Annotated in this window: 26 protein-coding genes and 1 tRNA gene; 17 read left to right on the top strand and 10 right to left on the bottom strand. The window is 57.3% G+C overall.

Annotated elements, in window-relative coordinates; all coding sequences use genetic code 11:
- Nucleotides 1–163 precede the first annotated feature (163 nt).
- On the bottom strand, nt 164–1,861 hold the full coding sequence (locus tag WC600_03465) for a glutamine--tRNA ligase/YqeY domain fusion protein (GenBank protein MFA4901784.1): 1,698 nt from the start codon (nt 1,859–1,861) through the stop codon (nt 164–166).
- A 288-nt stretch (nt 1,862–2,149) separates the two neighbouring features.
- On the opposite strand from WC600_03465, the gene WC600_03460 reads away from it, so the two are divergent.
- The 5 genes from WC600_03460 to WC600_03440 all read left to right on the top strand — a co-directional run bounded on the left by WC600_03460 (nt 2,150) and on the right by WC600_03440 (nt 5,595).
- On the top strand, nt 2,150–2,794 hold the full coding sequence (locus WC600_03460) for a DUF599 domain-containing protein (protein ID MFA4901783.1): 645 nt from the start codon (nt 2,150–2,152) through the stop codon (nt 2,792–2,794).
- Nucleotides 2,795–2,896: 102 nt separating this feature from the next.
- Complete coding sequence (locus WC600_03455) at nt 2,897–3,643, top strand: Bax inhibitor-1/YccA family protein (GenBank protein ID MFA4901782.1); 747 nt, start codon at nt 2,897–2,899, stop codon at nt 3,641–3,643.
- A 132-nt stretch (nt 3,644–3,775) separates the two neighbouring features.
- Nucleotides 3,776–4,810, top strand: coding sequence for a thiamine-phosphate kinase (gene thiL / locus WC600_03450; GenBank protein MFA4901781.1), 1,035 nt, complete (start codon nt 3,776–3,778; stop codon nt 4,808–4,810).
- A gap of 1 nt (nt 4,811) precedes the next feature.
- Nucleotides 4,812–5,117, top strand: coding sequence for a hypothetical protein (locus WC600_03445; GenBank protein MFA4901780.1), 306 nt, complete (start codon nt 4,812–4,814; stop codon nt 5,115–5,117).
- Between the two features lie 16 nt (nt 5,118–5,133).
- Entirely contained in the window at nt 5,134–5,595 is a 462-nt protein-coding gene (locus WC600_03440) for a flavin reductase family protein (GenBank protein MFA4901779.1), read from the top strand.
- A gap of 372 nt (nt 5,596–5,967) precedes the next feature.
- Here WC600_03440 and WC600_03435 read toward each other — a convergent pair whose 3' ends face one another.
- Both WC600_03435 and WC600_03430 read right to left on the bottom strand, forming a co-directional pair.
- Complete coding sequence (locus WC600_03435; protein ID MFA4901778.1) at nt 5,968–6,678, bottom strand: endonuclease V; 711 nt, start codon at nt 6,676–6,678, stop codon at nt 5,968–5,970.
- Between the two features lie 89 nt (nt 6,679–6,767).
- On the bottom strand, nt 6,768–7,952 hold the full coding sequence (locus WC600_03430; protein ID MFA4901777.1) for an aldehyde dehydrogenase: 1,185 nt from the start codon (nt 7,950–7,952) through the stop codon (nt 6,768–6,770).
- 418 nt (nt 7,953–8,370) lie between these two features.
- Between WC600_03430 and WC600_03425 the strand changes: the two genes are divergently transcribed.
- From WC600_03425 to WC600_03390, 8 genes are all read left to right on the top strand, one after another.
- Nucleotides 8,371–9,087, top strand: coding sequence for a 4Fe-4S dicluster domain-containing protein (locus tag WC600_03425; protein ID MFA4901776.1), 717 nt, complete (start codon nt 8,371–8,373; stop codon nt 9,085–9,087).
- Between the two features lie 81 nt (nt 9,088–9,168).
- On the top strand, nt 9,169–9,726 hold the full coding sequence (locus tag WC600_03420) for a (Fe-S)-binding protein (GenBank protein MFA4901775.1): 558 nt from the start codon (nt 9,169–9,171) through the stop codon (nt 9,724–9,726).
- 220 nt (nt 9,727–9,946) lie between these two features.
- Nucleotides 9,947–11,221: a (Fe-S)-binding protein gene (locus tag WC600_03415; protein MFA4901774.1), complete on the top strand. Its 1,275-nt coding sequence runs from the start codon at nt 9,947–9,949 to the stop codon at nt 11,219–11,221.
- 100 nt (nt 11,222–11,321) lie between these two features.
- A complete protein-coding gene (locus WC600_03410; protein MFA4901773.1) occupies nt 11,322–11,981 on the top strand; it encodes a methyltransferase domain-containing protein in 660 nt (219 codons plus the stop codon).
- 74 nt (nt 11,982–12,055) lie between these two features.
- Nucleotides 12,056–12,625, top strand: a complete 570-nt coding sequence (locus WC600_03405) for a flavin reductase family protein (protein ID MFA4901772.1) — start codon at nt 12,056–12,058, stop codon at nt 12,623–12,625.
- A gap of 79 nt (nt 12,626–12,704) precedes the next feature.
- Nucleotides 12,705–13,316, top strand: coding sequence for a methyltransferase domain-containing protein (locus WC600_03400; protein ID MFA4901771.1), 612 nt, complete (start codon nt 12,705–12,707; stop codon nt 13,314–13,316).
- Nucleotides 13,317–13,337: 21 nt separating this feature from the next.
- Nucleotides 13,338–13,547, top strand: coding sequence for a hypothetical protein (locus WC600_03395; GenBank protein ID MFA4901770.1), 210 nt, complete (start codon nt 13,338–13,340; stop codon nt 13,545–13,547).
- 66 nt (nt 13,548–13,613) lie between these two features.
- Nucleotides 13,614–14,066 carry a hypothetical protein gene (locus WC600_03390; GenBank protein ID MFA4901769.1) on the top strand — a complete coding sequence of 151 codons (453 nt, stop codon included), beginning with the start codon at nt 13,614–13,616 and terminating at the stop codon, nt 14,064–14,066.
- 259 nt (nt 14,067–14,325) lie between these two features.
- Here the strand turns inward: WC600_03390 and WC600_03385 are convergent, their stop codons facing one another.
- From WC600_03385 to cobU, 5 genes are all read right to left on the bottom strand, one after another.
- The gene (locus WC600_03385; protein MFA4901768.1) at nt 14,326–14,949 is read right to left on the bottom strand and encodes a DUF3786 domain-containing protein; all 624 of its coding nucleotides are present in this window, start codon (nt 14,947–14,949) and stop codon (nt 14,326–14,328) included.
- 121 nt (nt 14,950–15,070) lie between these two features.
- Nucleotides 15,071–16,181, bottom strand: a protein-coding gene (gene prfB, locus WC600_03380) for a peptide chain release factor 2 (GenBank protein ID MFA4901767.1) whose coding sequence is annotated in 2 segments (ribosomal slippage) — nt 15,071–16,102 and nt 16,104–16,181 — 1,110 coding nt in all. Because the reading frame shifts where the segments join, the coding sequence is not laid out codon by codon here.
- 202 nt (nt 16,182–16,383) lie between these two features.
- Entirely contained in the window at nt 16,384–17,154 is a 771-nt protein-coding gene (gene cobS / locus WC600_03375; protein ID MFA4901766.1) for an adenosylcobinamide-GDP ribazoletransferase, read from the bottom strand.
- Nucleotides 17,155–17,311: 157 nt separating this feature from the next.
- Nucleotides 17,312–18,370: a nicotinate-nucleotide--dimethylbenzimidazole phosphoribosyltransferase gene (cobT, locus tag WC600_03370; GenBank protein ID MFA4901765.1), complete on the bottom strand. Its 1,059-nt coding sequence runs from the start codon at nt 18,368–18,370 to the stop codon at nt 17,312–17,314.
- A 76-nt stretch (nt 18,371–18,446) separates the two neighbouring features.
- Nucleotides 18,447–19,013 (bottom strand): bifunctional adenosylcobinamide kinase/adenosylcobinamide-phosphate guanylyltransferase, encoded by a 567-nt coding sequence (cobU, locus tag WC600_03365; GenBank protein MFA4901764.1) that lies wholly within the window; start codon nt 19,011–19,013, stop codon nt 18,447–18,449.
- 240 nt (nt 19,014–19,253) lie between these two features.
- Here cobU and WC600_03360 point away from each other — a divergent pair, with 240 nt between their 5' ends.
- The 3 genes from WC600_03360 (at nt 19,254) to WC600_03350 (ending at nt 22,312) form a co-directional block, all read left to right on the top strand.
- A complete protein-coding gene (locus WC600_03360; GenBank protein ID MFA4901763.1) occupies nt 19,254–20,396 on the top strand; it encodes an acyl-CoA dehydrogenase family protein in 1,143 nt (380 codons plus the stop codon).
- 36 nt (nt 20,397–20,432) lie between these two features.
- Nucleotides 20,433–20,972 carry a cob(I)yrinic acid a,c-diamide adenosyltransferase gene (gene cobO, locus WC600_03355; GenBank protein ID MFA4901762.1) on the top strand — a complete coding sequence of 180 codons (540 nt, stop codon included), beginning with the start codon at nt 20,433–20,435 and terminating at the stop codon, nt 20,970–20,972.
- 80 nt (nt 20,973–21,052) lie between these two features.
- Nucleotides 21,053–22,312 (top strand): SGNH/GDSL hydrolase family protein, encoded by a 1,260-nt coding sequence (locus WC600_03350; GenBank protein MFA4901761.1) that lies wholly within the window; start codon nt 21,053–21,055, stop codon nt 22,310–22,312.
- Between the two features lie 7 nt (nt 22,313–22,319).
- Here WC600_03350 and amrS read toward each other — a convergent pair whose 3' ends face one another.
- On the bottom strand, nt 22,320–23,333 hold the full coding sequence (gene amrS, locus WC600_03345; protein MFA4901760.1) for an AmmeMemoRadiSam system radical SAM enzyme: 1,014 nt from the start codon (nt 23,331–23,333) through the stop codon (nt 22,320–22,322).
- A 180-nt stretch (nt 23,334–23,513) separates the two neighbouring features.
- On the opposite strand from amrS, the gene WC600_03340 reads away from it, so the two are divergent.
- Nucleotides 23,514–23,589 (top strand) — tRNA-His (locus WC600_03340).
- A 550-nt stretch (nt 23,590–24,139) separates the two neighbouring features.
- On the opposite strand, the gene WC600_03335 is transcribed toward WC600_03340, so the two are convergent.
- Complete coding sequence (locus WC600_03335; protein ID MFA4901759.1) at nt 24,140–24,655, bottom strand: hypothetical protein; 516 nt, start codon at nt 24,653–24,655, stop codon at nt 24,140–24,142.
- Nucleotides 24,656–24,669 lie beyond the last annotated feature (14 nt).

Raw genomic sequence — 24,669 nt, 5'->3', positions numbered from 1 at the left:
GCCAGCCAATCTGCGCCGCTTAAAATCCTGGAACGCCTGGTTGACCTGTGACCTACAGCCTTCTGGCCTGTGAGCGCAACCGGGCGCGCCATCCGGGAGCTCTGAGGACAAAAAAACCGGACCCCGCGGCCCGGCTCGGACTCCCAAACTTCCTGCCCAGACCCTACTTCTTTTGTCCCTGTTGGATCTTGGCCCAGGCGTCCTTCAGGGTGACGGTGCGATTGAAGACCGGGGCGCCGGTCGAGCTATCTTTGCTGTCCACGCAAAAGTAGCCCTGGCGTTCGAACTGATAGAAACTCCCGGGCGCAGCAACGCTCAAGCTGGGCTCCAGGCGGCAGTCGGTCAGAACCTGAAGCGAGGCGGGATTCAAATCCGCCTTAAAATCGCCGCCGTGGTCCTCGCCGGGCACGGGCTTGGTGAAGAGGCGGTCATAGAGACGCACCTCCGCAGGGATGGCGTGGGCCGCAGAAACCCAATGCAGGGTGGCTTTGACCGGGCGTCCGTCCGGGGCGTAGCCCCCCCGAGTGGCGGGGTCATAGGTGCACCGCAACTCCACCACCTCTCCGGTCTGCGGGTCCTTGATCACCTCTTCGCACTTGATGTAGTAGGCGTAGCGCAGCCGCACTTCCCGGCCGGGAGCCAGACGGAAGAACTTTTTGGGCGGGTCCTCCATGAAGTCCTCCCGTTCCAGGTAGAACTCCCGGGAAAAGGGCACTTTCCGGTTCCCCATAGTGGGGTCTTCGGGGTTGTTCACGGCCTCCAGTTCTTCCACCTGGCCTTCGGGGTAGTTGACCAGGACCACCTTCAGGGGTTTGAGCACCCCCATAACCCGGGGGGCCCGGTAGTTCAAGTCTTCCCGGACACAGAATTCCAGCAAAGCCAGGTCCACCAGGTTTTCCCGTTTCCCCACCCCGATGCGTTCACAGAAAGTGCGGATGGCTTCCGGGGTATAGCCCCGGCGCCGCATCCCCGCCAGGGTGGGCATGCGGGGGTCATCCCAACCGCCGACGTGCCGTTCGTTCACCAGCTGCAGGAGCTTGCGCTTGCTCATGACCGTATAGGTGAGGTTGAGGCGGGCGAACTCATACTGACGGGGCTTAAACGGCACCGGGCAGTTGTCGATAGCCCAATCGTACAGGACGCGGTGGTCCTCGTACTCCATGGTGCAGATGGAATGGGTAATACCCTCCAAGGCGTCGGACAGGGGATGGGCGTAATCGTACATGGGATAGATGCACCAGGCGTCGCCGGTGCGTTGATGGCTTTCATGCTTGATGCGGTACAGGACCGGGTCCCGAAGATTCAGGTTGGGGGAGCCCATATCGATCTTGGCCCGCAAGGTCCGGGCGCCGTCGGGAAACTCTCCGCCCCGCATCCGGTCAAACAGGTCCAGGTTCTCCGAAACCGGCCGGTCGCGGTAAGGGCTGTTCTTGCCCGGCTCCGTCAGAGTGCCCCGGTAGGCTCGAACCTCGTCGGCGCTCAAGTCACAGACATAGGCTTTGCCCGTCTTGATGAGGTGCAGGCCATAATCATACAACTGCTCAAAGTAGTCGGACGCGAAAAAGAGCCGGTCCCCCCAGTCGAACCCAACCCAGCGCACATCGGCCATGATGGATTCCACATACTCCTGTTCTTCTTTGCTGGGATTGGTGTCGTCGAACCGGAGGTTGCAGACGCCCTGATAATCCGCAGCCAGTCCGAAGTTGAGGCAGATGGACTTGGCGTGGCCGATGTGGAGGTAGCCGTTGGGCTCCGGGGGAAAGCGGGTGATCACCCGGCCGTCATTCTTATGATTTTTCAAATCTTCAACAATAATATGGCGAATAAAGTTAGTTGCGGGCGCAACATCGCTGGTAGTCATCGAGAGGGTTCCTCACCTGTTTCCGTCATGGCAATCTCTAACATCGCGTTCGTGGGTACCATTTTTGCTTATCGGAAACGCGGTCCGGTAAACAACAGAAAAATCATTATATACTTGATATCCGGGATATTGCAATCATCCCCGCCGGGGGCATTCCCAGGCTCCGTCTGGGAAAATCCGCATTTTTCCCTTTACGCCAACATTTTGAAATATCACTAGAGCGCAAGTTAAGTTAAACTTATAATCATCCAGACTTCCTCGATCCGGCTCCTAAGGGGAGACCAACCCATGTTCAGTTCGCTCCACTGGGATATTTTTTTTACGTGCGCTTCGTTTCTCCTGCTGGCGGTTTACCATCTCTATTGGGTTTACCTGATCCGCAACAAGCCTTTGACGACCTCTACGGGCATCACCAATCACCTGCGTGGCCACTGGGTCCAACACATCAGGGAGGAGAGGCTGGATATCTTAGCCGTCCAAACCTTGCGCAACTGGGTGATGGCCTCCAGTTTCCTGGCTTCCACTGGCATCCTGATCTGTCTGGGGCTGCTCAGCGTGGCCGCCAGCTCGCAAAAAATTGCCGAGATCACCCCCAGTCTCAGTGAGCTGGTGCGGGGACACCGGGTTTTTTGGTTATTCAAATTGATGGTGCTGATTATCGACTTCTTTTTTATCTTCTTCAGCTTTTGTCTGGCCATCCGCTATTTCAACCACGTCAATTTCATGATCAATGTCCCCTCTACCCTGGCCCACAAAATCACCCCCGAATACATCACCAAGATCCTCAACACCGGCACGATGCATTATACTATGGGGATGCGCGGTTATTATGTGGCAGTTTTACTCTTTCTTTGGTTATTCGGTCCCATCTGGATGTTGATCGGGACGGTTATCATGATTATTGTTTTGTATCATCTGGACCAAAGGGCCTAGCGGCCTTGCCAAGCTTGAGCCGTCATCATCCGCCGCGTCTTTATTTTACCCGGCCTGAGATCCTGATAAACTTGGCTTACTAAAGTATTGGGAGGACTGACTATGCGAACCGGCAATCCAGCCCTTGGCGACAATACCTTCACCGGGGTGGGGCGCATCGCCCGGACCGAAGAGGCCATGACCGCCCAGGGAACAGCCAACAAGGCGCTCTTGCTCCTGTTGTGCGTCCTGCTGACCGCATCCTGGGTTTGGAGCAAATACTACGAAGCCATGAATCCCCAGGTGGTAACTCCCTGGGTGGCGGTGGGGGCCATCGCCGGGTTTATCGTGGCCCTGGTTACCGTGTTCAAACAGACCTGGGCCCCCATCACTGCGCCCCTATACGCCCTTTTGGAAGGGCTGGTCATCGGCGGCGTCTCCGCCATGTTCGAAGCCCAATTCCCCGGCATTGTCATCCAGGCCGCGGCCTTGACCTTAGGCACCTGCCTGGCCATGTTGCTGGCGTTTAAATCCAGGCTCATCCGGGCGACCGAGAATTTCAAGATGGGAGTGGTCGCAGCTACCGGCGGCATCGCCCTCTTCTATATCCTCACCATGGTCCTGGGATTTTTCGGTATCCAGATGCCGCTCATGTATGGCAATAGTCTGGCCAGCATCGGCTTCAGTGTGGTCGTGGTCATCATCGCGGCCTTAAACCTGGTGTTGGATTTCGATTTCATCGAACAGGGAGAAACCCAGAGAGCCCCCAAATACATGGAATGGTATGGGGCCTTCGGACTGATGGTCACCCTCATCTGGCTCTACCTGGAGATGCTCCGGCTGCTGGCCAAACTGAGGAGCCGGGATTAGCGAGCCGCCACTTTGCGCCTTTGCGACTTTGCGTGAGAATTTTTCTCTTGCCAAGACGCCAAGAATCGGTGGCACAGGCTTTCCAGCCTGTGCATGGCAATACTTTTCCAAGACAGTTATCCGGGACCGTCTATGAAGCCCCAAGCCATTGGCCCCTTAAGCGAAACCGGCCTGATTACGGCTTTAGCCCGGGAGTTCGGCCCTGCTCCCTCTGAGGTCATCCTGGGGATCGGGGATGATTGCGCCGCGATTGCGCTCAGTGGCGCCGATTATCTCCTGTGGACCGTGGACACCCTGGTGGAAGGGGTTCACTTCGATCTGGCCTATACGAGCCTTACCCAGTTGGGCTGGAAGTCCCTGGCGGTGAATTTGAGCGATATCGCCGCCATGGGGGGAGTTCCGCGACATGCCCTGTTATCCCTGGGCTGGCCGCCGGATCGGGACCGGCGTCTGGCTCTGGAGTTTGCTGCGGGTCTGGCCCAGGCTGCCCGGGAATACGGCGTGGCCATTATCGGCGGTGACACCGTGGCCTCTCCCAGCGGCCTGGTTATAACCGTGACCTTGACCGGCTCAGTACCTGCGACCCAGATGCTCCGGCGCTCGGGTGCTAAGGCAGGGGATTTAATTTTCGTCAGCGGCCCCTTGGGGGAGGCCGCCACCGGCCTGGAAATCCTGCAACAAGGACTTGCCCTGGTCCCGGACTTAAAAGTTCCACTTGTTGAGGCGCATCTGTTGCCCCGGCCGCAGCTGGCCGCCGGCCGCCTCCTGGCCCAAGAGGGTTTGGCCACGGCCTTGATCGATACCTCAGACGGCGTCGCCACCGATCTGTACCATGTCTGCCAGGCCAGCGGGGTGGGAGCCCTCCTCCCGGCCGCGTCCGTCCCCATTTCTCCCCGGGTGCAGACCGCGGCCCCTCATCTGGGCCGCGATCCCCTCCACCTGGCCCTCACCGGCGGGGAAGATTATCTCTTGCTCTTCACCTCTCCGCCCGGGACCGTAGCGCGCCTGGCCCAGGCTTTCGCCCAAGCCGGGCTGCCAGCGCCTTTGCCGTTGGGCCGCATTGTCCCCGGAGACCGGGTCATCCTGGAAACCTCAGGCGGCGAGGTGGATATCTCGGGCAAAGGCTACGACCATTTCGCCCTTGACCTTAAGGATGAAGATCTTTAACATGATTGGGGAGAAACTGTGGAACCGCCGCCCCCGGCGGTTTATGCGCCGGCGAGGCGCCGGCGCCACATTTCCATTAAAACTAAACTGGAAGAGAGGCAAACAGAATTCCATGACACCCCATTTGAAACCTCGGCCCCTGAAGGTCTGTTCCACCTGCCGCCACTGGTCCTACAAGTATAAGGGGCTGTGTTCCCGTCTGAACCAGGGAGTAGGAAAGTTCTGGGCCTGCGAAGCCTGGCTGGCGGCGGCTGACCGTCCTATGCCCCAAGCCCGGCGCACCGGACCGGGCCCCACAGCTCCTTAACTACGGGAGAATAGTGATGCAGACGGAAGCTTTTACGGCCCTGGTCCATGGGGTTTACGTGGTTACCACCCGCGTGGGCGAAAAGGTCAACGGCATGACCGCAGCCTGGGTCTCCCAGGTGTCCATCAATCCCTTACTGGTCATGGTCTCCATCGCTCCGGCCCGTTATTCCCACACCCTGATCAAGGAGGCTGGCATCTTTGCCATCAACGTGCTGACCAAAGACCAGGCGGAACTGGCGAAACGCTTCGGCTTTAAAAGCGGACGCAAGATCGATAAATTCGCCGGCCTGGATTACCTCACCGCCGCCACCGGCGCACCTATCCTGCCCCAGGCCTATGCCTATCTGGACCTGAAGCTGGTGCACACCTATGCCGCAGGCGACCATACCCTGTTTGTGGGCGAAGTCATGGAAGCCAAAATTCTCCACCCTCAGAGCTATCCCCTGGTCTTTAATAAAAATGATTTTTTTGGATAGCCTGACGCCCTTGCCCGTCAAACTCTGCCGCCCTCCCCTGCCATCCCCCTCATGGCCCACCCGTAGCTCCCTTCGCTCGAGCAAAATATTTTATTTGATTCTAGTTTAATTTTGGTTTATGTATTTTCTAAGAGTTTCCGATCATAGGAGTAACTCTAAGATACTTCCAGGAGCGGAAACTGGAGGGGGAAGGGTGAGATGGTTAATTTGGGGGATGTGGGACGAATTTGTCTCAATCAGGAGATGCGGGGGGTTTGTAAGAGCTGTCTCTGGTGGGAATGGGACCCCGGCCAGCAACGGTGCGGTAACTCTCAATATAATGTCTGCCCGTTGTATCGCGAACAGCTCTTCAACAAGATTGCCTCCGCCAAGTTAGGCCAGAGCTTCATCAGGGTCTAACCGTCGTAAGCGCCTGCTCAGGAGATCGGCCTGCCGCACCGGTAGGGGAATTCGGTATTTAGTGACGCAACCCAAGGTGATGTGGAGACATTCCGGCAGGGTGATGCGGTGCCCGGGCGAGACGTAGAGCGGTTTTATGCCTGTTCGGGTCCGCAGGATCAAACCTACTATTTTTCCCTTCAAAATCAAATGGTTATATGAACCAGCCGCCAGCGCCGGTTCTTCCCCAATGCCCACCAGACGGCTTTTGGCCACCCCAATCGTTGGTATATCCGCCACCAGCCCCAAATGCGTGGCCAGACCCAGGCCCCGGGGATGGGCAATCCCCTGACCGTCCACCAGGACCACGTCCGGGCGCTCTTTGAGTTGCGCCAGCGCCGCGGCCAGAATGGGCACTTCCCGAAAACTCAACAGTCCCGTGCGGTAGGGAAAGGGACACTCCCCTGCCACCCCGGCCTCCTCGATCAGTTCCAACTCCGGATAACGATAAACCGCCACGGCCCCGAAAATGCGCGTATCGGCCCGGTTGCAGATGGCATCAGCCCCGGCCACCAGCCGCGGCTGCCGCGGGAGCGGCACCAACCGCACCCGCTGGCACAGTTCTTCCTGCAGGACCACGGCCTCCTGGTAAGTCTTAGGCCAGTCTGTGGGAGGCTTTGCCTCGCCCATAATGAACTCAGACATGATTATTGAAGTTATCATAGGGCGTGCCGTGCACGCCGATTCGTGGTGGCCGCGGGCCGCCCTATAGCCTAACGCGAGGCCCTTGCCCACTACCCCCGCACCAACTCCGCACTATAAATAAACGCCCCATCCCGCTTAATCAATTTTCCGTCCCGGTTCTCGACGATCCAACCGCTCTCGCCTTTGCCGCCGAAGGGCAGGCGCAGAGGCGTGAAGATGAAATCCGGGTTATCGTACGTCATGCCGAATTTTTTTGTCAGGGCCTCTCGAGCGCCTGGGGGCGGAGAACCGAACCAGGCCACCAGGAAGGGGTAGCGGCTGCGCAACACCTGTTTTACCGCAGCCTCATCACTGTCCACCGGAGTTAAAGTCAGGAAGGGACCGAAGAGTTCCAGGTCCGGCGGCTCCAGGGTTTCCAGCAGAAACGGCCCCTGCCACTCGCCGTCCCGGCGGGGCGGCACCAGGAAGTGCGGCTCGTGCAGTGACGCCACGGCCCGCTCCAGGAGCTTCCGGGTCCGTTCCACCTTGATGGGGCCGATCCGGGTTTCAGGGTCCCGGGGGTCCCCTACTTTCACCTCTGGCATCATTGCCAGGATCATGGCCTTTACCTGCTCGTAAATCTCCCGGTTGATATAAGCCCGCTTCAAGGTGGTGCAGTACTGGCCCCCATTGATAAAGGCCCGCCGCACCACGAATTCCACCGCCTGCTTCAAGGGCGCGTCTCGAAATAAAATCGAGGGCGGCAGGCCGCTGGGCCCGGCAAAGAAGAGCTTGTCGAAGTGCCGCACTTCTTGGGCGTAAGACGCCCCCACCTCGCCGCCTCCCGAAATAAACAGGACCCGGACCAAAGGGTCGTGGACACAAGACTGGCCGAACTCCCGGTTGTCCATACCCGTTACCGCGGTGAAGGGCGGCAACCCTGCCACGATTTCTTTAAGAAGTTGCGCCGTCCGGGGGGTTTGCGAGGAGCAACTGAACCGAAACTGATTGCCCCCCAGGATGGCGGCGCCGCCCACCCGGGCCACCATGATGGGCGGGGCGTCATAAGGCAGGATGGCAGCTACCGTGCCATAAGATACTTTGCCCTGGACGAAGGGCACCTCCGTCGCCATGGTGCGGAGATGCGAAACCGCCATATCCACTTCCATGCCCGCAGCCGCGCAGGGCGTGCCGATATCTTCCGCTTCCGCCTCCAAAAACTCCGCCCGGCGTTTCTCCAGCCTATCGGCCAATTCCTGCAAGAGATTGAGTCGTGCCTCTATTTCCTTAGTCATAATTCAATCATACCCCGGCAACGGTGCATTTCCTGCCCTCTTCGGTGTCAAACGATGTTTCTGCAGCCAGACAACGTCGAAATCCTCTAGGTCCCTCAAGCGATTAAATAGTGTCTTCCAGCCCACTAAAATTTTCATATCACAAAACATTGGCTTGGCTGCGAAAAAATTTTGCGGCCCTCTCAGCGGGTTTGCTTGCCGGAAACAAAACCAGGCGCATCTCAAGGGGCGGAAACACTGCCGTAACCACCCCCAAAAATGCTTTTTTTTCTGATAAAAATATTGTATAAATATATGAGGGTATATTATTGATATAATGTTCAATAACCCCATAGATTGAGAGAATGTCAGGCAAGCCGGCTGCGCAGCCTGCGCCTGACTGGAAGTATCACACCAACACGTACTTAATGGAGGACCAATGCCAGAAGAGGCCGTTAACGAAATCAAGGTGGACAGGAAGCACCGCAGAATCGGGATTACCCCCGATATGGCGGACCGCTGCTATACCTGTGGCACCTGTGCAGGAGGCTGCCCCGCCAGCGGGCTGGTTCCCGGCTGGGACCCCCGGAAGGCTATCCGGGCCATCGTCCTGGGCCTGGAGCAGGAGGTCATTGATTCCAAATGGCCCTGGGTCTGCACCCTGTGCGGTCGCTGCCAATACCAGTGCCCCATGGGCATCCAACTGATGAAGACCTTCCGGACCTGCCGCACTCTGCGGGATCGGGACAAGGTGCCCGGACCGATCCACAAAGGCACCATGATGAATCTCCAGAGGGGCAACAACCTCGGGATTCCTAAAGACGATTTCCTGTTCCTGCTGGCTGAACTGGGCGTGGAGCTGGAAACCGAGGAAGAGCAGCCCTGTCCCGGCTTCTATGTGCCGGTGGACAAAGAAGGCGCTAACGTCATCATCACCGTCAACTCCAAGGAACCCTTCGGCGAGCCGGACGATATGAAGTTCTGGTGGAAGATCTTTTACGCCGCCAAGGAAGATTGGACCGTCTCATCCACCAATTGGGAAGGGGTCAACTGGGGACTGTTCTCCGGCGACGACCCGGCCTGGAAGGAGCAGGTGGGCCGTGTCATTGAAAACGCCCGACGACTAAAGGCAAAAACCATTTTGTACCCCGAATGAGGGCATGCCTACTATGCAACCCGGGTCGGGTTCAAAAATTGGTTCCCCGAAGTCTTCGACGAATTCAAGGTAGTCAGCGTAATGGACCTGCTGGAGGAGTACATTAAGTCCGGCAGGATCAAACTCAACACGCATAAGTACCACGAAACCTACACCGTCCACGATCCTTGCAATTACGTCCGCAAGTCCGTTTTGCTTTATAATGATTCGCCCAACAACGCGGAAAAAAGCCGCTGGATCGCCCAGCAGTGCATCGACCCCAGCCTCTATCGGGAAATGTGCGACGACCCGATGAACAACTTGTGTTGCGGGGCCGGAGGCGGGGCTTGGGCTATGCCATATGACGCAGAGCGCCTGGCTTACGGCAAGATGAAGGCCGATCAGATCAAGGCCACTGGCGCCGAGATCGTTATCGCCCCCTGCCACAACTGCCGGGACCAGATCATGAAGGGTCTGGCCGGCGAAGTTAAGAAGGGCACGATGGACATGGGCAACTACAAAGAAACCTTTTACCTTTGGGAACTGGTTTCCTTGTGCCTGGATTATGAGCCCTGGAGTGCCGAAGAAATCGACAAGGCCCACGCTGAACGCGATGCCCAGTTTGAGCGGGACGGCATCGTGTTGGATGAAGAGGAATAAGCCCCTGGTCTGAGTCCAGGTAAGCTTCAGAAAAAGCATTTTTCAGGCCCGGTGAACCCAAGGTTCACCGGGCCTTTTCTTATTTTTTTGCTGAATAGACCGTTCGTGCTAAAATTCACGAACTCTTGTCAAAAAATCTTTTCTTTCCAATCAAAATTTTATATGGTGAACGTGTAAAGTACCATAGTTAAAATGCCCAACCGGGTGAAGGAGAACCTATATGGATGCTTTGGATCTGAGCAATCTGGCTGAAAGGAAAAAGAAAAGCATATTTGCCGACGCTGTCCCTGCGGCGCATGCAAATTATTGCTATACCTGCGGCACTTGCTCCGGCGGCTGTCCCCTTACCGGCATGGAGAGCACCCGGGATGAAAACCTAGACTGCCGCAAAGGCATCCGCATGGCGTTGTTGGGCATGGACCAGGAGCTTATCGATGCGCGGTTCGTGTGGACCTGCACCGCCTGCTATCGCTGTGTGCACGGCTGTCCCATGGGCATCCATCTGACCAATATCTGGTACACCGCCAAAGCAGCCCGTCCCCGGGACCGGGTCCCCGGCGTGCTCGACAAGGGCGTCAAGATGTGCCTCAACACCGGCAACAACATGGGCATCCCCACCGATGATTATGTGGAACTTCTGCAGGAGTTGGGCGAGGAACTGGCCGAAGAAGATTGCCCCGGCTTCGTCACTCCGGTGGATAAAGTGGGGGTGGACTACATCCACTACCAGAACTCCAAGGAAGCCTACGCCGAGCCCGACGATATGAAGTGGTGGTGGAAGGTCTTTTATGCCGCCAAGGTCGATTGGACCACCTCATCCACCAACTGGGAATCAGTGGATTGGGGCATCTTTACCTGCGACTGGGAGGCCAGCAAGGAGTTTGCCCGGCGCAAAATGGACAACATGAAACGGCTCAAGGCCAAGACCATGATCTTGCCGGACTGCGGCGGCTCCTCCTGGGGCACCCGCATGAATCTCGAAAAATATTTCATGAACGAGTTTGGCCCGGAAACCGGCCACAATTTCGTATACCTTTTCGACGTGCTCCTTTCGTGGCTCAAAGAGGGCCGCATCAAGGTGGATAAATCGGTGCACGCCGACCGCATTTTCACCTGGCACGACTCCTGTAAACATGGCCGCGCAGCCTACTACGCCTTCGGAGACGACTCCAACTTCGACAAGATGCGGGAGATCCTCTCGTATTGCTTCGACATGAAAGATTTCGTCGAACTGCCCCATACCAAAATGGACTCCTTCTGCTGCGGCGCCGGCGCCGGCAACTGGCCCGGACCTTTTGAGAAGGAAAAGACGGAACACGGCAGATTCAAGGCCGATGACATCAAGGCCACAGGCGCCGACTTGGTAGTGGTCGCCTGTTCCAATTGCCGGGACCAGATCATGAAAAACCTGAAGCCGAAATTCAAACTGGACATCGAGGTAAAATATATCTGGGAAGTCATCGCCGACGCCCTGATCCTGGACGAAGCCGAATAAGGTTTCTCTGACCCGTCAGCCCAACCGAGGGGTAAGGCGCCCGGCGCCTTGCCCCATTTTTCGTTCACGACATCGGCCTCCGCCCAGGAGGAAACCCGATATGGATAAGCCCGGCACGCACGTCTTTGAATCCTCAGCCCAGGAATATGACGCCTGGTTTGAAAAACACCGTCTCTGTTATGAGTCCGAACTCCGGGCCTTAAAAACCTTGGCCGGCCCGCACCAATGCGGCCTGGAACTGGGGGTGGGCACCGGTCGGTTCGCCACGCCCTTAGGAATCGCCGTGGGGATCGAACCGGCCCGGGCCATGGCCGCCATCGCCCAAGAGCGCGGCATTCAGGTGGTTCAGGCCGTGGCCGAAGCCCTGCCCTTTCTTCAGGAATCCTTTGACCTGGTGGCCATCATCACCGCGCTGTGTTTCTTCCGGGACCCTTTCCAGGCTCTCATGGAGGCCACCCGGGTGCTCATCCCCTCAGGCCGGATTCTCATCGGCATGATCGATAAAGACAGTCCTCTCGGTCGCTTATACGAGGCCAACCGCCTACAGAGTAAGTTCTACCGTGACGCCCGGTTTTACGGGGTCAGGGACATCTTGACCTGGCTTAAACGATTGGGATATACGGATAAAAAACTCTGTCAGACCATTTTCAAGGGTTTGTCCGAAATCACCGAACCGGAACCGGTGCGGAATGGCTTTGGTGCAGGTGGTTTTGTGGTAATTTCTGCCCGGAAAGTGGACGGAGCGCTATCGGCTGCTTAAATTATTAATCAGGGTCTCAACCAAAGCACCCTGAACCATGTGTCATACTCCATCTGCCAAGAAAGGATATTGTCATGAAAAAATCCATCGGCCCCAGGACTATGGCCTTACCTACCCCGGTGTGGGTAGTGGGGACCTACGACGCCAACGACAAACCCAACGCCATGACCGCGGCCTGGGCCTCCATTTGCTGCTCCAAACCCCCGGCCATCGGCGTCTCCTTGCGCAAAGCCACTTACACTTACGGAAACCTGGTCCAACGCCAGGCCTTTACTATCAGCGTGCCCTCCGAAGCTCACGTCCGGGAAGCCGATTATCTGGGCATGGCCACGGGCCGGGACGTGAACAAGTTCGCCACCGCCCGCCTCACCCCGGTGGCCAGCAACGTGGTGGACGCCCCCTATGTGGACGAGTTCCCCCTCGTGCTGGAGTGCAAGCTGATCCATACTCTGGAAATCGGCCTGCACACCTTGTTCATCGGGGAGATTTTGGACGTCAAGGCCGATGAGAGCGTCATCGGGCCAAAGGGCTTTCCGGATATCGAGCAAGTCCGGCCTATCATCTTCGGTCCCGAGATTCGTACCTATCACGGCATCGGGAAATTTCTGGGCCAGGCCTTTGCCGTCGGCAAAGATATCGGATGAATTGTAGGGGCGCACCTGTGTGTGCGCCTCAGGGGGGACACGCAGGTCCCCCCCTACAAAAAGCTTTAAAGGGAAAACCATGAGTCCTGAAATGACCGAAGCAGAAATCCGCCAGATTCGTACCGGCATCCTGGAGAAGTATGCCAAGGTGGCCGTAGAGGGGGCCGGGTGTTGCTTTAAATACCCCACGGGGAAAGAGGGGATGACCCGGCAAGGCTATCCTTTGGAGATCCTCCGGGATTTTCCTCCGGAGATATTGGCCGCCTTCTGCGGTGTGGGCAATCCCTTCGGCCTGGGTCCCCTCTATCCCGGGGACGCAATCCTGGATATCGGCTGCGGAGCTGGGGTGGACTCCCTGGTAGCGGCTCACCTGGCGGGGCCGGGCGGCCGGGTGGTGGGGATCGACGTCACCTTCGCCATGCTCCAGCAGGCCCGGGCCCACCTGGCGCGGCTGGGCTGGCCCCAGGTCAGTTTTCAGGTGGCCGACGCCGAGGCCCTGCCCTTCCCGGACAACGACTTTGACGCAGTGATCTCAAACGGCGTCTTCAACCTCACCCTCAATAAGGCCAAGGCGCTGCAAGAGGCCCACCGGGTCTTGAAACCCGGTGGCCGCCTCATGCTCGCGGATATGGTCCTGGTGGCGGCGCTGCCCTCGGACCGGCAAGATCAGGTTGCCAACTGGTACCAGTGAATCGGCGGGGCCATCCCGGGAATGGATTTCCTGGGCTTGCTGCTTAAAGCCGGCTTCCACCGTGCCGCGCTCAAGCGCTACACCGGTTTCAAGAGTTCCCCCTACACCGAAGGGGCCTTGTTTTATGGGGAAAAACTCGTGGATGCGAGTGCCCAAGACGCCATCCGCTCCCAGGCCGAACACCTGTCGGAGCCCCTTACCGAGGTGGCCTGCGAACCCGGCAGCACCTGAAAACCGAAATAGCCCGCCCGGGCCGGGTGGGAGTAAGAACGAAAGCTAACAGGGGATTGATTGCTCATGAGTGAAGAAGAAAACGATTATGCGGCATATAAGGCCTATATAGACCTCTGGGCCAAAGAAAATCCGATTAAAACGAACAAGCTCCAGGTGCTTCTTGTGGTCAATAGCTTGCTCGTCTCGGCCCTAAATTTAGCCGGGGGCTTTATCCCGAAAAATTGGTTTATCTTTTTAGCCGGTGCGGTATTCTCATTTATCTGGGTTTTATCCATTGGCAGAACCAGCTTGTTTCAGAAGGTATGGCAAGCCAAAGCCAACGAAATTGCTTCGAAGCCGGAACACGTCAATAATCCGAAATTTCAGATATTAAAAACCGAGGCCGCCGAGAAGAAAGCACCAGTGTGGCTCCAGGTTTTGGGTTGTATGCCGTCCAAATATTATCTCCTGGGTGCCCCAATCTTGTTTTCGCTGGCGTGGGCCATTTCCCTGATCTTCATACTGATCCACCGGTAGCAGCAGACCGGGGGAGTATGTTCAGCTATCGGTGCTCTGTGCGTCTTGCTTTAGTGGTGCTTGGTATTCAAGAATAAAATGGCTGGAATGTTTATCAGGCGATTCAAGGCAACTACGATAAGAAAGCGTGTTGGTATCGTCGTATTTGAAGATATCGAGGTTTTCGATTTTTGCGGGCCATTCGAAGTTTTCCCGCCACCCGCCCCAACGAAAATTAATGATATCGGGGCCAAAGGCCCGGCTTAGCACACTATCCAGGCTAACCGGCCATTGGCGCGGCCACCCTGAGGAGTTCCTTAACCACCAGGCCCATGAGGCCCAACACCGCATCCAGTTGCCAGAAACGGTCCAGGCCGGATGGTACCGTGAAAGACACCTGGGCCGGAAACTCGTCATCCGCTTCCCAGAGAGTTACTTCAACGCTCAGTCCCGGATAAACCGACAAGGCAAAAGCGCCGTCACCGCGGTCACGAGGTTCGCCGCCCAGACGACGGCCGGCCTCTAAAAAACCGGATAGGTCCCGGCCAAACCGTTCTTCCAGGGGGGCGCTCGGGATGGCATGGGGCCCGCGGCTCTGGAAAAAAGTGGTGGCCCCGGTCAGTTCCATGGGACTGGAGGGCGGCCCCAACCCTGCGGTATCTACCAAAAGCAGGAAAAGTAAGGTGACCAGGCAGCGCCGGAAACCCGGCTCCTCTTCGGGTGTCGCGGTTCGGAAAACCCGTTTCTGGTCCAAATCCACCACCGCTTCTTGATTAAAGAAAGAGAAGCGCAAGACATTCTTTTGACGACGGACGCCGGTGCGGCGGAGGATGTCCTCCGGATCGGCCTGGGCCAAATCCCGCCAAAAATTCTCATCCACCTCGGCGCAACGGTTATAGAGCATCGCATCGGTCCATGAGCAATCCTGTAGGGAAAATAGGGTAGCCGCAGGCTTCAGCCCGCGCTTGCTAAAGCTCGCGGCTACAGAATTGACTATTTTACGATTCGTGGCATTGGCAAGATTCTTATTCTTCCCCCGGATTAAGCAGATAGGCCTCCACGAAACGGTCCAAGTCGCCGTCTAAGACCGCATCCACGTTGCCCTCTTCATGCTTGGTGCGGTGGTCTTTGATCATGCGGTAGGGCTGGAGCGTGTAGGAGCGAATCTGGCTGCCCCAGGAGATATCTTTCTGGGTATCTTGTAGTTCTTGTTTCTTTTCAGCCCGTTTGCGCTTCTCCAAGTTATAGAGGCGGGCCCGGAGCACCTTCATGGCCAGTTCCCGGTTGCGGTGCTGGGAGCGCTCCGTCTGGGACGAAACCACGATGCCGCTGGGTATATGGGTGAGGCGAACCGCGGATGAGGTCTTGTTAACGTGCTGGCCCCCGGGGCCGCTGGCCCGGAAGGTGTCGATGCGCAGGTCTTTCTCCTGAATATCGATCTCGATGCGGTCGTCCACCTCGGGCAGGACCTGCACCGCGGCAAAGGAGGTGTGGCGGCGGCCGCTGGCGTCGAAAGGCGAGATGCGCACCAGGCGGTGGATGCCGTTTTCGCTTTTCATAAAGCCGAAGGCGTAAGGACCGCTCAGAGTGAAAGTGACGCTCTTGACCCCAGCTTCGTCACCGGGCAGCAGATCGATGGTCTCGGCCTTAAACCCTTTGCGCTCAGCGTAGCGCAGATACATGCGGGTCAGAATCTCGGCCCAATCCTGGGCTTCGGTGCCGCCGGCCCCGGCATGGATGGTGATGATGGCGTTCTTCTCGTCTTCTTCGCCGCCCAGGAGCAGTTTGAGCTCCCAGTCGGAGAAGTCGCGCTCCATGGCGGTCAGGTCCCTGACCACTTCTTTCAGGGCCTGCTGGTCCGCTTCTTCCAGGGCCATATCCAAGAGGAGCTCGAGGTCCTCCAGTTGTTTGCGCCGCGCCTCATATTCTTCCGTCGCCTGGATGAGCGAGGCCCGTTCTCTGAGGATGTCCGCGGCCCGGGCCTGGTCGTCCCAGAGCTCCGGCGCGGCCATCAATTCTTCTAAATGCCGCAGTCTGACCTGTTTGCCCGCCAGATCAAAGATGACCTCGAAGGGTTTCTATGCGGTCCTGTAATCCTTTTAATCTGGTTTTAAGATCTACGCTATCCGGTAACATCGTAACCTCCTCATTTCTTCTCGGGAACCTTGACTCGGGAGTAGCGGGACCAGAAACGGCCCCGATTACTCTTTCCTTAACCTTTTAATTTTATCAAAATTTTTCCAAATTGGAAGGCTGAGACTGCTAAGGCGGGCTCGGCGCCATTAATAATATTAAAAGGGTTATCAGACAGTTATCTAATCCACCCCACTCCCCTTTATTAGAAAAGGAGGGAATGAAAATAGCCATAGCCCAGCAGCAGCGCCCCGGTCAGGACCAGGACTTCCAGGCCTTCGTTGGTGGCCCCCAAGATGTCGCCGGTGATGCCGCCCAAACGCTTCTGAAAATAGAGGCTCCCCAGCCAGACAGCGACCCCCGCAACCGCAAAGATTACCAGGCCCGGGAGGCCCATGATTGCGACCGATAAGGCTCCGGCGCTGAGGCTGGCACAGGCCGCCACCCGGCGGCTTACTCCCAGGGTCATGGCCCGCCCCAGGCCCCCTTCCGGCCGGGCATAAGGTGACAGATAGGCCAACAGAACCATGCCCCAGCGGCTAATCACCGGGTAAAGCAAAAGGGCGCCGGCGCCCCCGGGGGTGGTGGCAAAGGAGAAAAACAGGGAAAATTTCAAAAGGAGCGCCACGATGAGGCTGATCACCCCGAAGGCGCCCACCCGGGAGTCCTTCATGATGGTCAGCGCCGCCACCGGGGTGTGTCCCCCACCCAAACCGTCGGCGGTATCGGCCAGACCGTCTAAGTGGAGGCCGCCGGTGATCCAAACGCTGAAGGCGAGCAGGAGCGCCGCAGCCGCAGGCCCCGGCAGAATTTTTATAAGGCCCGTCCAAGCTCCCCAGAACGCCAAACCCAGTAATGCCCCGACCCAGGGAAACCAGAACATGGACCGGGCCAGAGCGGATTCGTCCGCCGGACCCGGCCAGGGCCAGGGGAGCTTGGTGAGAAAGGTGAGGGCCAGGGGAAAGGTGTTTTTCATTTATAGCTGTTTGCCAAAGAATTACAGATTTATCGGTAATCAGTAATCAGTGATCAGTAATCGGTTTTCAGTTTTCAGTTTTCGCCTCTTATCAATCGAGGGTTTTACAGGTTGCTCTAGTCTCAAATAATGACCACTGACCACTGATCACTGATCACTACTCGCTCTCGGCCACCCCGGCCTCCCCGAAGGTGGCCATTTCCCGGTAAATCCTCACACCGGCTTCCAGCAGGTTCAGCCCCAGGGCTGCGCCGGTGCCTTCACCCAGGCGCATCTGGAAGTTTAACAGAGGCTTCAACCCCAGAAAATCCAGCATGATCTGATGCCCCGGTTCCACGGAACGATGTGCGGCGATGAGGTACCCAGTCACGGCCGGGGCCAGGGCCGCGGCCACCAGCGCACCCGCGGTGGCGATAAAGCCATCCAGCATGAGGGGCCGCCGGGCCGCGGCGGTTCCCAGGATGAGACCTGCAATGCCCGCAATCTCCAGGCCGCCCACCGCAGCCAGCGCCCCCACCGGGTCCTCGGCGCTGGGCTTGTGCAGGGCCAGGGCCCGGTTAATCACCGCGATCTTGTGGCGCAAGGTCTGATCCTCGATACCGGTGCCCTTACCGGTGACCGCGGCCACAGGTCGACCCGTAAAGACCGAAGCCAGAGCCGCAGCAGGCGTGGTGTTGCCAATGCCCATGTCGCCTGCGGCCATGGCATCCATCCCCGAGGCCGTGGCCTGCTCCGCCAGTTCCACTCCCACCAACAGAGCTTGGATGGCCTCCTCCCGGGTGAGAGCCGGCTCCTGGGCCATATTCCGGGAGCCGTAAGCCACCTTTCGGACAATGAGATCGGGCATCTGGCCGAAATCGTGGTTGACCCCGATATCCACCACCGCCACCCGGGCCCCCACATGGCGGGCCAGAACATTGATCCCCGCGCCTCCCCGGAGAAAATTCAGGACCATTTGGTAGGTGACATCCTGGGGATAGGCGCTCACCCCTTCGGCCACCACCCCATGATCCGCGGCAAAGACCACCACCCATTTCTTTTCCAGAGGAGCCATCGGCTCCCGGGTGATGGCCACATAACGGGCCGCCAGCTCTTCCAGGCGCCCCAGACTACCCCGGGGCTTGGTCAAGGAGTCTAGGCGCTCTTGGGCTTTTTCCACCCAGGTGAGATCAACAGGTTCAATCTGGGAAATTATTTGGGACAATTCCGTCATCATAAGCAATAAGTCCTTAGTTCATAAAATAGCTATCAGCTATCAGCAATCAGCTTTCAGCAAAAAACAACAAGCCGGATTATGGCTGTCCCCGTAAAAAATCGCTCACCTTGACGAGCAACGGCACGCCCGCCACCACCAGGACCACCAGATCCGCCACCTGGGCCAGGCGCTGATGCAGCCAACCCGCCTGATCCCGAAACTCCCGGGACAAGGGATTATCCGGCACAATCCCCATCCCCACCTCGTTGCTGATCAGGATGATGGGAGTAACGGTCTTTTGTAAGGACTCCACCAGACCCTCACAGGCGGTCTGAATACGTCCCTGGGGAGCGCCTTCTTGCAGCAAAAGATTGGATACCCACATGGTGAGGCAGTCCACCAGGATGACCCCGTAGTGACCCTGGGCGGCGCTTAAGGTTGCCGTCAATTCCACCGGGACCTCCTGGGTAGTCCAATCCGAGCCGCGTTCGGTCTGATGGGCGGCGATACGGGCCTCCATCTCGGCGTCCCGGGGTTCGCAGGTTGCCACAAAGAGACGCGGCGCAGGACAATGCGCCGCCAGCCCCAGGCCATAGCGGCTCTTACCGCTGCGGGCCCCTCCTAAAACCAAGGCCACCCGGAATTGTGAGGTTACATTTTCCATAATAAAGATTGGATTCGACGTTTCACCACGGCACATCCGATTATCTGATGACTAACGTGAAAATGTAACCTAATTATCTATCACTGCCAACCAGTCAGTGCCTAATTACCGGACGGCGCGGCCGCGCCGGCATAATCTCTCCTTCCCCGGCAGAAGTTCCCCTCCCTGCGAGTGCCTTGACCAAGTTAAGCAAATATAGGATGATAGCCCTGAAGACCATGACCAGCAAAGGGGAATAGCATGGATTTTACTCTATCACCTGAACAGCAGGCGGTCCAGAAAAAGGCACAGCGCCTGGCTCGGGAAGTAAAAGACCTGTCCACCCGTCTTGACCGTGAGGCCCAGTTCCCCCGGGAAATCCTGCACCTCTGGGGCCAGGAAGGCATGTTTGGCCTGGCCCTCCCCAAAGAATACGGCGGCCAGGGTTTGAATTCCGTGGCCTACGTCCTGGCCCAAATGGAACTGGCCCAGGCTTGCCCGGCTTCGGCCTTGATTCTCCACGTGAACCACACCCTGTTCGGGGGCTCAGTGGCCCAGTTTGGCACCGCCGCCCAGAAGGAGGCCTGGCTGCCGCAGGTGGCCCGTGGCGAGGTTCTGGCCTGCTTCGCCCTGACCGAACCCGAGGCGGGTTCCGACCCCGCGGGGATGAAGAGCGCGGCCCACCGGGACCAAGCCGGCTGGGTGCTTACCGGAGGCAAAAATTTTGTCACCTCCGGAGGCGAGGCCCGGTTTGCCCTGGTGGCCGCGGTCACCGAGCCGGGGCAGGGCGCCAAGGGGATCAGCGCCTTTGTGGTGGATATCCCTGCGACCCCGGAGATCACTTGGGGGAGCCGGGAAGAGAAGCTGGGTTTGCGGGCCGCGGCTTCGGTGCCTCTCTTTTTTGACGAGGCCCTCCTGCCGGAAACCAGCCTCCTGGGCGAGAAGAATAAGGGACTCACGGTGATGCTAAGCGCCCTGGACGCAGCTCGGGTGGGCTCTGCGGCTATTGCCGTGGGGCTGGGCCGGGCCGCCCTGGCCGAGGCCATGGCCTATGCCAAAAAGCGGCAACAGTTCGGTCAGCCGGTGGCGAATTTTCAAGCCATCCAATGGAAATTGGCGGACATGGCCACGGACTTAGAAGCTGCCCACCTCCTGACCCTGAAGGCCGCCTGGCTTAAAGACCAGAAGCAGCCCTACCGGGTCGCAGCCGCCATGGCCAAGAAATTTGCCACCGACGCGGCCATGGCCGCGGCCAACGAAGGCGTGCAGATCTTGGGGGGCTATGGGTATCTCACGGATTACCCCATGGAACGCTACTTCCGGGACGCCAAAGCAGGCCAGATTTACGAAGGCACCAACGAAATCATGCGGGTAATTATCGCCCGGGAGTTGCTGAAAGGGTGATCAGTTGTCAGTGGTTAGTGCTTTAAAGGAAGCAATATGGCTGAAACGCGACTAAACCCGGGCCTCATCCAAGTTTACACCGGGGATGGCAAGGGCAAGACCACCTGTGCCCTGGGACTGGCGCTGCGGGCCGTGGGCCAGGGGTTTAAGGTCTACATGGTGCAGTTCATGAAAGGCCGGGATACCGGTGAAGCCCGGGTGGCAGCAGATCGCCTGGCCCCGGATATGACCCTACGCCACTTCGGACGCCCCGGGTTGGTCAACCTGCGGGCTCCGGACGAAGAAGACCTGGCCCTTATCCGGGAGGCCTGGGACCTGGCCCGGCAGGTCATCGTGGCCGGGGAACACGACTTGGTGATTCTCGATGAAATCAACCTGGCCCTAAGTTTCAATCTCCTGCCCCCGCAAGAGGTCTTCCAGGTTTTGCGGAATCGGCCCCCATGGGTGGAAGTGGTTCTGACAGGCCGTCAGGCGCCCCCTGAACTGGTGGAGTTGGCCAACCTGGTTACGGAAATGCGGCCCGTGAAACACTACTATGAAACCGGGGTGCAGGCCCGGCGCGGCATCGAGTGGTAGAGGTCTTTGACCCGCTGAGACACAGGGGCAAAGCTGGGGCGACCCGACGGGTCGCCCTTGTCATGTAGAGCACAAACAGTATGCTAGATCACCGTCGTCCTCAAGAACTGCCAAGCCGGCTGAGAAGATGGACTCTCAACGCCGGTCTGATCGCTTTAAGCTTCCTGGTGGCGCTCACCTGCCTGGAGGTCGCCCTCCACTTTACCTCCTATAGATACCTTTTAACCAGGGATCGTCACCTGCGTTACTATTACCAATTCGACCCGGTTAAAGGCTTCGACATCAAGCCCAACGTCAAAAGCATCCCCATGTCCGTGGACAATCGCACTGAGTATCATATCTGGTCCAATGAACTGGGATGCTTCGATGAGCCCTACCGAGGGGACAAACAGTTCATCCTGCTCGTAGGAGATAGTTTTACCCACAGCTTTGCCCCCTTTCAGGATAAATGGGGAACGCAAATCGAAAAATTATTGGACTATCGGGTCCTCAAATGTGGCGTTACCGGATATGGCACCGGCCAGGAACTGGAAAAGGCCAAGGATGTCATTAAGCAGGTGCAGGACAAGCCGCACCTAATCATCGTGGGGTACTTCTGGAACGACCTCAATGATGATACCGCCTTCCCCGGCCTGACGGTGGTGGATGGTTTTCTGGTGAATTCCCTTAAATACCGGGACCCTAAAACCAATAAACTCCTCACCGAAAAATTGACAAAACGCTATACCTTGCGGGAGAAGCTCTTTAGCGGCACCTATCCATTAAGTTTGGGGGAGATGATCAGGTACTCCTTGGATCAGCACCTGATTATCATGAACCTGATCAATGATACCTTGGCGAGGATTTTGCCGGGAGATAAATTGGATTACGCCGTCTCCAACACATTTATGGCTTTTGAACCGGAGGAGAGGAACCGCAAGTCTTGGGATCGCCATTTACAGAACTTGACGGCCTTTAAAGACTTAGCGGCAGCCGATCAGGCCAATCTTCTGGTGGTGCTGATCCCCACCAACACCCAGGTCTATCCCTTCTTGGCGTCCCATGCGGACATGGATCTGGAACGGCCAAACCGGGTTCTGACGCGGTTTCTGAAAGCCCGAGGCATTGATTATCTTGACCTGCTGCCCCTCATGCGCAGCTATGCAGATGAAACACCTCGGCCGAGCTTGAACCCCGAGAAGGACCTGTACTGGCAGCACAATTCCCACTGGAGCATCAAGGGCGAGCACCTGGCGGCCCTGCTGGTTTCCCGGTATATCCTGGAGCATAATCTGGTCCAGGTGCCAGACCGGGAAGCCCGGCTTAAGAGTATTGCAGAGAGATTGAAAGACTTCCGGTAATCTTTCTTTACTTCCACACCCCGTCGATTTCGGCCTGACACTTGGGACATTTCCCGTCTTTGAGATTATAGCGCTTGATGGCATAGCCCAGGCGCTCGATGAGCAGTTCCTGACAGGAATAACAATAGGTGTTCTCGCCGCCTTCCCCCGGGATATTACCCACATAGACGTAGCGCAGCCCGGCCTTCAGGCCGATCTCCCGGGCCCGGCGCAGAGTGGCCACCGGAGTGGCGGGCCGGTCCATCATTTTGAAGGTGGGGTGAAACGCGGTCACGTGCCAGGGGATCGACGGACTTACCCCTTTGATGAAGTGGGCGATGTCGGTGAGTTCGGCATCGGAGTCGTTGTGTCCGGGGATGACGAGGGTCGTCACCTCCAGCCAGACGCCTTTTTGCTTCAACCGGGTGATGGTGTCCAGCACCGGCTGCAGCCGGGCCTTACATACCTTGCGGTAGAAATCGTCCCGCATGCTCTTCAAATCGACATTATCGGCGTCGATAAACTCCGCCAGGGCGTTGGCGGAAGCTTCGGTCATGAAACCGTTTGAGACAAAAACGTTGCGCAGGCCCTGTTCCCGGGCGATTTTGGCCACGTCCTGGGCGTACTCCATAAAGATGGTGGGCTCGGTGTAGGTATAGGCGATGCTGGCCGAGTGGGATGCCAGGGCATAGGCCACAATGGCTTCGGGGTCCCGCTCGTCTCCCAAGATCTTGCCGCCATGGACCCGAGGATACTGAGAGATGTCATAGTTCTGGCAGTGCAGGCACATGAAATTGCAGCCCGTGGTGGCAATCGAATAGGACCGGGTGCCCGGGAGGAAATGGAACAAGGGCTTTTTCTCAATGGGGTCAATATTCTCGGCAACGACCCGGCTGTAGTTAAGGCTGTAGAGGGTGCCATCCTGGTTTTCCCGGACGTGGCAGAGGCCCCGCTTCCCCGGATCGATTTTGCATTCGTGGGCGCATAAAAAGCACTGGACTTTCTGATCAGCCGCGCTCTCCCAAAACCTGGCCTGATACATAAGCTCTCCTTAAGGGATCTACAATTTTACCTTATATGCTCCGGGAGAGATTGTAAAGGTGTGAGGCAAGGATGCTACACCAGCGAACGCCGAAGCCGCCGTCATGGACTATTGAGGTTTGCCGCGTTTCAATATGCGCCTTGCCAGGAGCCGATTCGTGTGTTACAAAATAGCCTGATGGTGGGCGTAGCTCAGTTGGCAGAGCACCGGGTTGTGGCCCCGGCGGTCGCGGGTTCAAGTCCCGTCGTTCACCCCAGAGATTTCAAGGGGTTAGGTCAATCGGCCTAACCCTGCTTTTTTTGTTCCCCGCACTATTCCCCGCACCCAACCCAAAATTGAGGCATTTTTTAGCCATCGGAGAGCCATATCGAAGGGGTAGTCGAGGGGTGATTCATACCCCACCATCATTTCGTGGGGTAGGTCTGCGAAAAAAGCGAATTAAGCGAAAAAAGGGGTAATAGTAGGGGCAGGGTCCAGCCGTTATCGTTGCTCTACGGGGCTTAGGTGAGGCCATTTTTTTGGGGAAAGTCAATAAAATTGGGGAGTTGGGGCAGGTAGGGGCAGGGCTCGCACCCCGCCCCGGTTGTGGGTTAATGCAATGACCCTCTTAGGCCAACCGTCTTTAAACTGTCCTTAGCCAATTTCAGCATTTCCCTGGCCTTCCCTAAGAGGATCAAAGTTTCTTCGGTAAGTATATGAGTCGGGGCCTCGTGGGTATAGCCGGTAAGGTGGGCTATCTCCATAACTTCGCCGCCGAAATTTAGAAAGAGGTTTGGTAGGTCTTCCATGATTGCCCCGGTTGTGGGTTATCTGGTACTACAACGTTGATATCTCCATTTGCCGCCTATGGCTTCCTGGTAGGTGTCATAAAGCTCCGCAAACTGATCTTCCATGGTCATGGCGAAGCCTTCATAATCAAATTCATCCCGGCCCGTGGAAGCGGCAACAAAGACGCTGATCTGTGTTTTGAGTTTGGCCATTTTCTGCATAATGGCGTCAAGATTTTCAGGGGTGAGTTTGGTAGAGTTTTGGTCGTAACCCGCGGGAGGTTGTAATTGATCCGGGGGTGCGGCCTGGGGTTCTGGTTCGGGTTCTCCTTTAGGTCCCTCATAACCGATAATCACCAGCCCCTCTGTAGCGAGAGCATTAATGTGAGACCCGATCTCTGCAAGGGTATCTTCGCTAAATTCATTGCGGCCTTGCCCCTCACTGTCCGCCGCCATGCACAACAAATCGCCAATACTCCTGATAGCTTTGAGGTTTTCGGTAACCTGCAACTGTTCATTGAGTAATTTGTTTGTGATAGAATCATCTGTAGCCATGACTTAACCTCCTA

It is taken from the genome of Desulfobaccales bacterium, assembly GCA_041648175.1.
Classification (GTDB): domain Bacteria; phylum Desulfobacterota; class Desulfobaccia; order Desulfobaccales; family 0-14-0-80-60-11; genus 0-14-0-80-60-11.
The sequence above is the reverse complement of the archived record's forward strand: the minus strand, read 5'-3'. Positions and strand labels throughout refer to the sequence as shown.